General features: G+C 43.6%; 10 protein-coding genes. 3 read left to right on the forward strand and 7 right to left on the reverse strand.

The features are described from left to right. Positions 1-8: 8 nt before the first annotated feature. Positions 9-650 (reverse strand): 3-oxoacid CoA-transferase subunit B, encoded by a 642-nt coding sequence (locus ABD006_RS04280; protein ID WP_343837993.1) that lies wholly within the window; start codon positions 648-650, stop codon positions 9-11. After that, complete coding sequence (locus ABD006_RS04285) at positions 637-1,323, reverse strand: CoA transferase subunit A (protein ID WP_343837996.1); 687 nt, start codon at positions 1,321-1,323, stop codon at positions 637-639. Before ABD006_RS04285 ends, ABD006_RS04280 begins: the two co-directional genes overlap by 14 nt. A gap of 361 nt (positions 1,324-1,684) precedes the next feature. On the opposite strand from ABD006_RS04285, the gene ABD006_RS04290 reads away from it, so the two are divergent. After that, on the forward strand, positions 1,685-3,145 hold the full coding sequence (locus tag ABD006_RS04290; RefSeq protein WP_343837999.1) for a Na+/H+ antiporter NhaC family protein: 1,461 nt from the start codon (positions 1,685-1,687) through the stop codon (positions 3,143-3,145). Between the two features lie 159 nt (positions 3,146-3,304). On the opposite strand, the gene ABD006_RS04295 is transcribed toward ABD006_RS04290, so the two are convergent. The 3 genes from ABD006_RS04295 to ABD006_RS04305 form a co-directional block, all read right to left on the reverse strand. Then, the gene (locus ABD006_RS04295) at positions 3,305-4,510 is read right to left on the reverse strand and encodes a threonine synthase (protein WP_343838001.1); all 1,206 of its coding nucleotides are present in this window, start codon (positions 4,508-4,510) and stop codon (positions 3,305-3,307) included. Between the two features lie 21 nt (positions 4,511-4,531). Then, on the reverse strand, positions 4,532-6,736 hold the full coding sequence (locus ABD006_RS04300) for an ATP-dependent helicase (protein ID WP_343838003.1): 2,205 nt from the start codon (positions 6,734-6,736) through the stop codon (positions 4,532-4,534). A 140-nt stretch (positions 6,737-6,876) separates the two neighbouring features. Beyond that, entirely contained in the window at positions 6,877-7,614 is a 738-nt protein-coding gene (locus ABD006_RS04305) for a TerC family protein (RefSeq protein ID WP_343838005.1), read from the reverse strand. A 294-nt stretch (positions 7,615-7,908) separates the two neighbouring features. Here ABD006_RS04305 and ABD006_RS04310 point away from each other — a divergent pair, with 294 nt between their 5' ends. Beyond that, positions 7,909-8,790, forward strand: coding sequence for a hypothetical protein (locus tag ABD006_RS04310; protein ID WP_343838007.1), 882 nt, complete (start codon positions 7,909-7,911; stop codon positions 8,788-8,790). Here the strand turns inward: ABD006_RS04310 and ABD006_RS04315 are convergent. Continuing rightward, on the reverse strand, positions 8,776-9,369 hold the full coding sequence (locus tag ABD006_RS04315; RefSeq protein ID WP_343838009.1) for an REP-associated tyrosine transposase: 594 nt from the start codon (positions 9,367-9,369) through the stop codon (positions 8,776-8,778). The genes ABD006_RS04310 and ABD006_RS04315 overlap by 15 nt on opposite strands. A 741-nt stretch (positions 9,370-10,110) precedes the next feature. Between ABD006_RS04315 and ABD006_RS04320 the strand changes: the two genes are divergently transcribed. Then, positions 10,111-10,764, forward strand: a complete 654-nt coding sequence (locus tag ABD006_RS04320; RefSeq protein WP_343838011.1) for a cysteine hydrolase family protein — start codon at positions 10,111-10,113, stop codon at positions 10,762-10,764. Between the two features lie 431 nt (positions 10,765-11,195). Here the strand turns inward: ABD006_RS04320 and ABD006_RS04325 are convergent, their stop codons facing one another. Beyond that, positions 11,196-12,236: a lactonase family protein gene (locus tag ABD006_RS04325; protein ID WP_343838013.1), complete on the reverse strand. Its 1,041-nt coding sequence runs from the start codon at positions 12,234-12,236 to the stop codon at positions 11,196-11,198. Between the last annotated feature and the right edge of the window lie 45 nt (positions 12,237-12,281).

Below are 12,281 nucleotides of genomic sequence, written 5' to 3' on the forward strand. Positions count from 1 at the left end.
GACCTCCTTCACAGTTTAATTTTCTCTTTAAATTCAGCACCAGTAATATCCCGAAGCTCAGACATAGATATATCTGATAATTTTTCAATCAGTACCGGGCCATCATCTGTAAACTTAAAAACCGCATGCTCTGTAACTAACATTTCTGCCTTCCTGATTCCACTGCTTGGAAAGGTTAGCTTTTCTACTAATTTTGGTTGATGGTTTTTGGCCTGATGAGTAGAAGCAATAATGATTTTCTTCGCCCCTGCCACAAGATCCATCGCACCACCAACACCTAATATACTCTTACCTGGAACAGCCCAATTGGCAATCTCTCCATAACGATCAACCTGGAGGGCACCTAAAACCGCTGCATCTACGTGACCGCCACGTATGATGACAAAGGAATCAGCACTATCAAATAACGAAGCGCCAGTATCCATTGTAATCGGTTTCTTGCTCGCGCTGATTAAATCCATGTTTACATTTTCTTCATCTGGTGTTGGACCGATTCCCAGCAAACCATTTTCCGATTGTAAATAAACTTTCTTACCATCCAAATAATCCGGAATTAAGGTAGGAATGCCAACACCAAGATTGACAACGGCACCTTCCGGAAGTTCTTCTACAACTCTTTTGGCGATTTTGATTCGATTAGATTGACTCAATATAGACCCCTCCCTTTTTCACGTATTTACTTTCCACTACGTAATCAACAAATAAATGAGGGGTTACTACTTGATGAGGGTCGATTTCTCCAGCTTCAACAATTTCATCGACTTCTGCGATTACAGTCTTGGCTGCTGTTGCCATTAGTGGGTTGAAATTTCTTGCGGTGTGGTCATAGATGAGGTTTCCGAGTGTATCCGCTTTCAAAGATTTAATAATGGCTACGTCTCCTTTGATAGCTTTTTCAAGTATATATCTCTCTCCATCAATCACTTTCTCTTCTTTTCCTTCAGCAATTTTTGTCCCTACAGCCGTCCTGGTATAGAAGCCGCCAATTCCTGCTCCACCGCATCGAATCGCTTCTGCTAATGTGCCTTGGGGGACTAATTCAATTTCCAGATTTCCATTATTCCAGGCCTCCACTGCATCACGATTAGTGGTAAAATAGGATCCGACTGCCTTTTTTAAATTTCCGGCCAGTAGTAACTTGCCAAGTCCTCTGCCTGCCTCTCCCAGATTATTACTGACTACGGTTAAATCCGTTTTATCTGATTCAGCAATTTCATCAAGAAGTGTCAAAGGGGTTCCTGATAATCCAAACCCTCCAACAAGTAATGTATCCCCATTTTTAATTACATTAAGAGCATCACTTGAGTTTATTAACTTTTTCATTCTTATGTCCTCCCTTATAATGTACAGTTCTAGAGATATATGGATTGCCAGGTCATCACCTTCCTTTTAAAAATGACATAATTCCGCAATGTGGAATTAAGATTCTGTTTTTCTAAATTTGATTATAATTAAATTTTTCTAAAAATTCAATATAAAAATAAAACTTTTTAGGAATCACAGCTAAAGGTTTTTTTAAGAATTGTTGGTAATTCCCCGTGCTCTCCCTGATTTCACTGATAGAATATCTATATCATATAGTGACATCCACCCCCATTTCCTGATAAGATACTACTACTGACTAAAAATCATTCGACAAAATTCGGGTGGTGACAGGCACCATACCCGAAAAGGAGGTTTACATATGCCAAACAATGAAGATATAGATAAAGCTACGGGTGGAGCAGTTGTTCAATCATTGGAATTCAGGCTGGGGGCATTTGGTGCGGCCATTCCCCTGTTGTTTTTTGTAATATGGGCGATCACCATTAGTGTACTCCAGCTTTCCTCCGAAGTTGGGCTTGTTCTAGGGGCCATTATGGGGCTGACCCTGGGACTTTTCTTTTCAAAGAGTAAATGGGAGGATTATGCTCAGGGATTGTTTGATGGACTGGCACAGCCGGTTGGTGTCATTGCCATTGTTGCCTGGTTTTATGCCGGAATGTTTGCACAAGTATTACAGGTTGGCGGGCTTGTTGAAGGACTGGTATGGATTGGATCCATTACAGGATTGAGTGGAGGATTGTTCGTTGCAATGACCTTCCTTCTGTCTGCAACTTTTTCAACCGCGGTGGGAACTGGATATGGAACGGTGGTTGCTTTCAGTACGCTGATGTATCCATCCGGTATTGCTGTTGGAGCAGACCCTCTCTTTATGTTCGCTGCAATCCTGGCCGGGGCTGTTTTTGGTGATAACCTGGCACCGGTTTCCGACACGACCATTGTATCGGCTGTTACCCAGGATGCAGACGTTCCCGGAGTAGTCCGCTCACGTTTTAAATATTCGATTGCCGCCGCGATTCCAACTTTCCTATTATTTGCGATATTTGGCGGGGGCGGCAATGTTCAAGGTAATCAGGCCGCAATTAGCTCTATGGCTGAATCCATTTCACCAAATGGACTGATTATGCTTGTTCCCTTTGCTCTCGTGCTATTTTTAGCCTTGCGGGGACACCATTTGCTGACATCCCTGACATGGGGAATTGTGTTTGCCATTGCGCTCATTGCTATTCTGAATATCAAGCCATTGACACAAATTCTGAATTTTAATCCTGAATCGGATATGATTGTAGAAGGTGCATTAGTATCGGGGATCACCAGCTATTTTAATATGGCTGTTTTGATTCTGCTCATTGTTGCAGCCAGTCATCTATTGAAGCTGGGCGGTACGATGGAAGTGATTACAGGTATGATGATTAAATGGATTAAAAAATCTGTACGTAGAGCAGAAATCGCCATGTGGAGCATTGTTGCCCTGCTAAATAGTGCCATAACGATTAATACGGCGGCTGAAATTGCTGCGGCTCCTTTTGTACGAGAGCTTGGAACCAGGTATAAGATTCACCGTTATCGCAGAGCCAATATGCTGGACGCCATCACCTCAGCATTGGGATACATTTTTCCCTGGGGTGCGCCTGTCCTTTTGGGCTGGTCAACCATCCAGTCAATGCAGGAGCAATATGAATGGCTCCCTGTTGTGAATCCAACGTCCGTCTTTCCTTTTGTCTTTCAAGGCTGGTTCCTCGTCATCATCATGCTGGTTGCTGCCTTAACTGGCTGGGGGCTTCGGTATGAAGGGAAGAATGGTGAAGAAGTTCGCGGGTGAGGTGCCTGTCACCACCCGAAATCGCACGAACTTTGTCGATTTTTATTTGACGACAAACGTTCCTGATAGATGTAAAAAGGGGTATGACAATACATATGTCATACCCCTTACTTATTCCGTATGCAATTCGACAAAATTCGGGTCGTGACAGGCACCAGCCTATAGTGTATCATTCTTCTCCAGCATCTCAGGATCTACCTGAACAGTGTCCGGATACTTTATGCCGGCTCCTGTGTTTAATCCTACTACGGTCTCATTTTGCCCAATCCAGCCTTCCTCCCGCAGTTTGCGGATAGCGACAAATGTGGCTGCTCCCTCTGGGCATACGAAGCTTCCTTCCAAGCCTGCTATTTTTTCCTGTTCGTCCAAAATGGCTTGATCATCTACAGCCACCGCACATCCATCCGTATCATATAGGGCATCCAGCACAAGAAAATCTCCCAGGGCTTTAGGCACATTAATACCAAAGGCAAGTGTTGATGAATCATTCCAGAACTCTGATTCACGCTCCCCATTCTCCCAGGCTTGCACAATAGGGGCACATCCTGTTGACTGAACCGCAACCAATCTAGGTAATGAACCTTCAACCAAGCCCAGTGTTTTTAATTCCTTCAGAGCCTTATAAATGCCGATCAGACCCACTCCACCACCTGTTGGGTATACGATAACATCAGGAAGCTTCCAATTGAGTTGCTCGGCAATTTCCAGCCCCATTGTTTTCTTTCCTTCTATCCGGTAAGGTTCCTTTAAGGTTGAGGCATCGTACAGGTTATAATCCTTTACAGCCTTCCCCACAATTTTTCCAGCGTCACTAATGAGGCCATTCACTAAATAAAGATTAGATCCGGATAAGGATACTTCTGTTCTGGTAATCTCCGGAGCATCCTTGGGCATAACAATGGTGGATTGAAGTCCGGCCCTCGCACTATATAAAGACCATGCAGCCCCGGCATTTCCATTCGTGGGCATCGCAAGCTCATCCACTCCTATTTCTGTTGCTTTTGATACACCGACTGCCGCGCCTCTCGCTTTAAATGACCCCGTAGGAATCAGTCCTTCATCCTTCATATAGAGATTTTCAAGCGACATGTCCTCCCCTAGATTGGTAAAGGAAACAAGCGGTGTCATTCCTTCCCCTAAGGACACGACATTTTCACGATCTTCAACAGGAAGAAGCTCATGATACCTCCATATAGAGTTTTCCCGTCCCTTCAGATCCTCAGCAGTAAAATTCTTCTGCAACTCATCAAGATTATAATCTACCAGGAGCGGCGAACCGCACGAGCACAATTGATGCTGCTCCTTCGTATGAAACTCCTTCCCGCATTTCGGACAATAAAGATGCGAAACATAACTGTATTTCATGAAAACCCCTCCCATTAATGATTATTCGACAAAATTCGGGTGGTGACAGGCACCTAATAGTCCCATCTCCAGGCACTTATCAACAGATAACTTTTTGGTGAATTTGGGGAAGCGGATTTCTATAATTTCATCGCTGCAGGACACGATTTCACCCCGGCCAAAGACTCGATGCTTGACCATCATCCCTTCCTGCAAAGCATCCCGCTCTTTTATCGCATTCGGGTCATAAGGGATTCTGGTCTTTTTGGTGCTTGTCCGGCTTTCCCTCTTCCCTGTCTTCTCATCTTCCTTAATAACCTTGGGTGGATGTACAATCCGCTCCACATCATGATAGAAGCGTGACGGCCGCGCTTTTTTCCCGTACTTGCGCTGATAGGTAACAAGCTCCAGATGCTGCTCGGCCCGGGTCATGCCAACATAAAAAAGCCGGACTGCTTCCTCCAGCGGTTCGTATACCCCATCCTTTGCACTTTCCAGATCAGACTGCGCCGGAATCACACCATCGATCAAATCAATCATATACACCCTTGGAAATTCCAGCCCCTTCGCACTATGAAAGGTAGAAAATGTGACGGCATCCTCACCCTTATTAAACTTTGAGGAAGCCATCAGGGCATCCAGGTGTTTAATCCGTTTCCCGAAACCCGCCACACTGTCCACTGATTTGGCTATGTCCTCCAAAGTGTTCAGTATATCAAATAGATTTTCCTTATTAAAACCGAGCCGCTTACTCATATCCTTCAAGACGTCTTCATACCCAAGCTCTGTACGTATGGAGCGGATCGCCTGTCCTGGATCCATTTGCTTCATTTCACGAAAAATCTCTTTTCCCTTTTTAATCTTCACCTTCTGAAAATCCTTCAAACGGGTATAACGAATCAGGTTGTCAAACACCGATTCACCATTCTGCATTCTATGAAGCTGCTCCATATGATTTTTCGATAAATACCAGTTAAACTTTCCATAAACCCTTTCGAAAATATCCGTCCGCCTGGCATCAAAAGCGAGCCGCATAAAATTCAGGACATCCTTCACAATCCAATGGGTGAAAAAACGGTTGTCAGGATCCTTCATATAAAAAGGAATTCCGGCCCGGGCAAACGCATCAATCAGAGGAATTGAGGATGAATGGTTCCGGTATAATATCGCTGCATCCCGGTAATTTTCAAGCAGAGAAATTTTATCCACCAGATAGCCCGGCTGCTCATGATAATCCCTTAGCGCAGTCAGCTCAACCTGCTCACGGGAAGGATTTTTCGTGAACATCTGTTTTTCATAGCGATTTTTATTGCGCTTAATGAACCTGTTCGAAACATCTACAATCTCTTGGCTGGAGCGGTAATTTTGCTCAAGCTTGAGAATTTTCGCTTCCGGATAAACTCTTTGAAAATCGAGCAGATATTGTGGCTCGGCCGCCCGCCACATATAAATCGACTGATCATCATCGGCAACAACAAATAAATTTTTGTGCTCCTCCACAAGCTGCTCAATGATGGCATGCTGAACCAGTGACGTATCCTGACTTTCATCGGTGAGGACATAATCAAATTTTTGCTGATATTTCACCCGCAGCGTCTGGTCTGTTTTCAGCACATCATTCGCCAGGGTAAGCATATCATCATAATCAAGAAGCAACTGGTCAGAACGGGATTTTTTAAAGTCCTCGTACTGTTTTAAAATATCTGCGGCTTTAGACACATCACATGTGATGGCCGTCCACTTTTCCTCAGGGATCAGGCGGTTTTTAATATAACTGATATAGGTAGTGAGCGCCTCAAGCTGATCTTCCGTTATCGTCTCCTCGTGTACAGACTGATAGATTTTCCGCAGAATTTGCTTCTTATTCAGCTCACCCTGCCCTTCAATGAGCTCATACCGGATTCCCTGCCGATTAAAATACTCCCTCACGACCTGAAAAGCCAAACTATGTATAGTAGAAAAATGTATAGAAGGAAGATTGGGAAAAAACTGCTGAAACCGCTCTTTCATATCATTGGCCGAAGCCTTACTGAATGTAACAGCCTTTATTCGGGAAGGATCGGCCTTTTGAACCTCTATTAAATATCCAATTCTCATGATGATCGTTGTCGTTTTACCTGAACCCGGAGACGCCAGCAGCAGGAGCGGACCCTTTGTATGTAAAACCGCCTGCTTTTGGACCTTATTTAGCACAACCCCCAGTTCGGCACTCTTTCTATCAAAAAAATACGAATCTCTGCTGTTCATCATACGAACTCCTCTATGCATCTACCGCGTTTATTCCTTATTAATCGTATCATAGAGGAACGAATGTGGATATATGGGAAATGTTTCATTCGACAAAATTCGGGTGGTGACAGGCACCACCCGGTCAGGCACCACCCGGTCTATTCCTTTCGCCCGGAAAGGAACCACCCTCCAATTGCAGTGGATAGTAAAACCGACCAGAAAACAGCCGTCCAGGTAATACCATGAGGAAACTCGTGCGGTAATACTCCGACATCCTCATGAGCCAATGTAATGACCGCAAGCTTCACCCCCACCCAGGCAACGATAAGATAAGCGGTAGTTTCCAATCCCGGCCGGTCGTTTAGCAATCTGACAAACCATGTTGCTGCATATTTTATCAGAATAAGTCCTGCAATCCCCGCGAACACAACAATGGCAAACTTTGCTCCATCCATTCCACCAAATGCCGGCAGCGGCGTTTCCGGCAGTGCGATGGCAAGGGCAACCGCTGCTAAAATCGAATCTATGGCAAAAGCCACGTCTGCAAGGCCAAGCTTGGCAACTGTTGGCCAAAAGCCTGACCCCTTCGAAAGTACTGTGTTCTCATCGTCCTCCTTATTCGACCCCAGCACATGCTTCATCCCTAAATAAATCAAGTAAGCAGCACCGATTGCCTGAACCTGCCAAACATTAGCAAGAAATGAAATGGCAAAAATAGCCGAAAATCTAAAAATAAAAGCTAACATAACGCCATAATTAATGGCCCGGTTTTTTTGATCACCAGGTAAATGTTTTGCGATAATGGCCAATACAAGCGCATTATCAGCTGATAGCAGTCCTTCCAGACCAATCAGCACAAGTAATGTCCATCCGTATTCAATCCAGATTGATTCCAATGTCCTTTCTCCTCTCACAATTTCATGTTGGTATTTGCATAAAAAAGAGACCCCTGCACTAAAGCAAAGGTCTTGCTAACAATGGTTAGGTCGCCAATAATGCCGAGAGTCGACTCTGTTTTGACGATCATTACTGTTAAAGCTACTCCCCTTAATTTCATATGAAAATTATATCAATAAAACAAAAACCTGTACATGAAATTCGACAAAATTCGGGTGGTGACAGGCACCTGAATAGGACAAAATCCCCTCCACATATACTCTAACAACAAATACATGCGGGGTGATTTTTTCATGAGACATGTAAAACTGACTTATGATAGACTGGTGGCCTTTTACATGGAGGAGGTTGACCGTCAAACAGCTTTTCGCTATACCTCAAAAATGCGGAATGCCGTCAACCCTTACATAATTGTCGAAAAACGAATGGATCATAAATATAACGTGATTAGTGGATTTTCATATGTTTCGGCGATGAAGCAGCTGCGGAGAAAATCCCCTCTCCTCTGTTATGTGGTGGGACCTTTTAAATCAGAAAAGGAACGAAAGGTATCCATGCTCAAGCATTGTGTAGAGAGAAACGAGAACATAAACTACGTGGAACTCCTTTATTATGAGTTAATCCGTGAGTGGAAAATGAACCCTCGCTCTATTGAGAAGATTCTGGGCAAGGCCTTTTTTGAAAAACGAAGCCAGCCACTTCAGCTGTGGCTATCAGGTTCCAGACACGAACATTCCAGGATACAAATGAAACATGAAACCAGGACGTGTATGCTGTATATAAGTCCCAGCCTAAACCACCGCCACCGTCTGTCCAATTGCAACCAGCTCATCCCGTCCTCTTACCAAGAGAAAGCAGAGCAACTAGGAATTAAGCCTTTCATCCAGGCCATTTTCCTGAACAATTTGTACAGCTTTAAGGAAAAGTGCCTTCTCGCAGAAATTTTCCTTTCTGAGGGAACAGAATTAAACAGCAGCCATCTCTTTTTATTCCGGAGATACAGAGAAAAATATCCTCTGTTTGAAGACTTTTATGAGGCAAAAAAGCAGGTCCGGCAAGCCCTGAATCCACAAGAGCCCATGGAGGAATACTGGTCCTCTATCCCTCACCCGAAAACTCTGGAGGAATACCTATTGGATTACGAGATTTATAATCTGTATTCACAAATGTACTGATGTTCGATTCGACAAAATTCGACCGGATTCGGGTGGTGACAGGCACCAGCTGCGGTATTTTTTCCCCTTTTCGTCCTTGGTTCCGGAAAAATGGTCTAACAGCACGTCCATATTCATATACGGTGGTCGTTCCTCCTGATTACCGCAAAAATACTGCAGGCTGCTCCACGCATAATCCTGGGGTCTGGAAACAATATTTGCTTCAAGTGGATTCAGGTGGATGTAGCGACTCGTCTCAAGCATACTCTCCTCATTGGCAATCAATCGATCAAAATAACGCTTTTCAAACACATGGCCCGTGAGCTTATACTTATAATTGAAGTAATCCGCATAACGCTTGTTCACCCGGGCCATCACCTTTGAGATTTCCTGCTCCTGTGAACGAAGCTGAAGGTGAACGTGGTTGGTCATCAAACAATAGGAAGCCACCTCAAACGGACATTTTCGATACACATGCTCCAATATATAAAGGAATGTCAAAAAATCCTCCTGCTCCAGAAAGAGATCCTCACGACGGTTCCCGCGACAAACAATATGATAAAAATATCCAGGCTCCCAAATCCGCTTTTTTCTCCCCATCATGCTCACCTCACACTATTTTTATTCCTCAGGCGAAACCTGTCTGCGCCTGAGTGTGAGGTTAGTATACTCCTTGCTGCAAAACCGTGCACATCAGGGAAAATTAAATACAGATACACTGAGTAATGAAAATCCAAAAGGTATGTAGAGGAAAATGAGATTTTTTGGGTTTCATTCAGGTGGAAGGATGAATTTATATATATTTCGGGGTGGTGCCTGTCACGCCCCGAATAATCTTGTTTCACAAAATGTTTCACACAAAAATAATAAAAAATCTGGCCTGGCAGGCTCGCTCAATGTCTTTTTATAGATATTTTATAATTCTTCAACGACCTCCCCATCGCCTGAATGTTTTCGGGTAAATAATCAATACGGTATGCAATCATCAATCGATCATTCCTGTTTTTTTCATCAGGTTTATCAGAAGCCTTCAGTAAAAGAGTTGAGTTACTCATTTCCAGATCCGCGAACTCACAAGCTCAACTAAGAAGAGCAGACCAATATTGACGCAACTTCCCCGATAACGTACAATTTATTTTAGTTATTTTGTTCAAAACATATTAAATAAATTAAACTTAACAATCATATAGCACCAGGTTTGACACAAGTTCAGTCCAATAGGGTTCAAAAAGTTAAAAAATCACAAGATATTCTCATTAATGCCATTGCCAGACAAAGGTTATCTATGGTGTTACACCTTTGAATATTTTCCTGCAAAACGTTAAGAGGAGGACGATTACAGTGGAGAAAACAAACACAGCACTAGTCTTAATTGATATACAAAAAGAGAGTGAATTCGGCATCCAGGGGGTTGAGCAAGCCGTTCAAAACGCTGAATTATTAATTGCGGAATGCCGGAAACAGGGCATTCCAATCATTTATACCCGCCAAATTAACCGTGAAGATACGATTGGTCTTTCAAATCATGAGCCATTGAAGGAAGATGGAACACCGGTCTTTTATCATGATGGAACAGATGCTGTTGAAATTTTGGATAAAATAAAACCCAAAGAACATGATATTGTGGTTGATAAATACCGATGGAGCAGTTTTTATGGTACCAACCTGGATCTGATTCTCAGGAATATGGGAGTTAAGAATTTGCTGATGGGTGGCTTTGTAACAGACGGATGTTTAATGACATCTGTGTTTGATGCATACTTTCGTGACTACCAGGTACATCTGGTGAAGGATATGTGCGGTGCCACTAACGAAGGGGCCCATATGGCTTCTATTCTAATGATCGCCAACTGGGTATACGACGTGGAGATTTATAATACCGATGAACTCATTAAAAAATTAACCGGTAATTCATACAGAAGCTGGAAATCCGCCTATCCGGATCAGCTCCAATTCACACCAGAAAACCTGCGCCGTGTGTTCAGTGAGCTTTAGGTCGGGGATGGTGCCTTCGGGGGTGGTATCTCCACGGCTGGTGCCTCCGCAGCTGGTGCCTGTCACGCCCCGAATAATCTTGTTTCACAGAATGTTTCACGCTTTATATAATTCAAGTTTAAACCTATGGCCCCGATGAAGCACAGAAAAACATAGGAATTGCAAGAATGGTGTCCCTCATTGCATTCATGAAGGACGCTTCACCTTTTAAACAACACCGAGTGGTCCTTCATAACGATGATGAAGGCCAATCCAGCTCTAAAAACGAGCCGAAGTGTCCTTCACTACATCAGAAAGCAACCATTTGATTGACAGTCCATCAACCGGGAATATTTACAAATCCCTTACGACCGTCAACCCACATAAAAAGACCGGGCATTTTATGTACCCGGTCTATCCATACTGGAGAAATATGAAAAAGCATCTCCCCATTAATTTAAGAACTTCACACACACAGCCTCTGGCGCATGTACATCCTTCTGCAACAAGGTGAGCGTTCCTTGCTGTTGATTTCTTTCAAACAAGGCAAGGGTTCCTGTTTCCTGATTGGCAGCTACGATAAACTGTTCTGTTGGATCCAGTACAAAATCCCTTGGCCAGTCCCCTTCTGTATGGGTCCATTCGATAAATTCCAGCTTGTTATCCGCTTTTACACGATAAATGGCAATCGAGTTGTGCCCCCTGTTGCCAGCATAAACAAACTTCCCATCCGAAGAAAGATGAATCGCACTGCCCTGACTATTTTCCGTGAAATCCTCTGGAAGGGTAGATATATATTGAACGTCCTCAAAGGTCCCTTCCTCCTCATCATATTTAAGCACAATAACTTCATTACTGAGTTCCGTCATCACGTATGCATACGGAGCATTCGGATGAAAAGCAATATGACGGGGGCCGCTTCCAGGTTTCACGGATCGCACGCTTACTTCACGCAAAACATCTCCATCCGGCTGATAAGTTGTTATCCTGTCACTTCCTAAATCGATGACAACTACATATCGTTCATCTGGTGTGAAGCCTGCAAAGTGAAGGTGCGGTTTCTCCTGTCGCTCATGGGGGCCACTTCCCTCATGCTCAACGGATTTTGGTGGCTGAATCGACCCATCCTCCTTCGTTAGAAAAGCCTCTGCCTGCTTCGTATGAAAATTAGCCGAGACAACTAAGCTGTTTCTGCTGTTGACACTCACATGACAGGGAGCCGAGCCGTCTGTAACCTGTCTGTTTAATTTTTCTAAATCACCGGATTCACCGGTAATTTTAAAAGCAGCGATACCACCCTGGTCCCCTTCCTTAGAGACCGCATAAAGATATTCATTTTTCTTGCTAACCGTTAAGTATGTAGGGTTATCCAGGTGAGCCGCAACCTCTACATTCGTAATCTGTTTCTTTTCCGTATCCAACGTAAAACGATAAACGCCCTCGCTATTCTTTTTTGTATATGTTCCAATATAACCTGTGAATTGTCTTGCCATAATCCAGGATCCTCTCTTTGTTGTAAAATTTTATCTCCTTTTATA

The organism is Salinibacillus aidingensis, assembly GCF_039522525.1.
Taxonomy (GTDB): Bacteria; Bacillota; Bacilli; order Bacillales; family Alkalibacillaceae; genus Salinibacillus; species Salinibacillus aidingensis.

Bases quoted from the DNA above. Each gene is read 5' to 3' on its own strand.
- ABD006_RS04285 (WP_343837996.1), bottom strand. From the start codon at position 1,323: ATGAAAAAGTTAATAAACTCAAGTGATGCTCTTAATGTAATTAAAAAT.
- ABD006_RS04290 (WP_343837999.1), top strand. From the start codon at position 1,685: ATGCCAAACAATGAAGATATAGATAAAGCTACGGGTGGAGCAGTTGTT.
- ABD006_RS04295 (WP_343838001.1), bottom strand. From the start codon at position 4,510: ATGAAATACAGTTATGTTTCGCATCTTTATTGTCCGAAATGCGGGAAG.
- ABD006_RS04300 (WP_343838003.1), bottom strand. From the start codon at position 6,736: ATGAACAGCAGAGATTCGTATTTTTTTGATAGAAAGAGTGCCGAACTG.
- ABD006_RS04310 (WP_343838007.1), top strand. From the start codon at position 7,909: ATGAGACATGTAAAACTGACTTATGATAGACTGGTGGCCTTTTACATG.
- ABD006_RS04315 (WP_343838009.1), bottom strand. From the start codon at position 9,369: ATGGGGAGAAAAAAGCGGATTTGGGAGCCTGGATATTTTTATCATATT.
- ABD006_RS04325 (WP_343838013.1), bottom strand. From the start codon at position 12,236: ATGGCAAGACAATTCACAGGTTATATTGGAACATATACAAAAAAGAAT.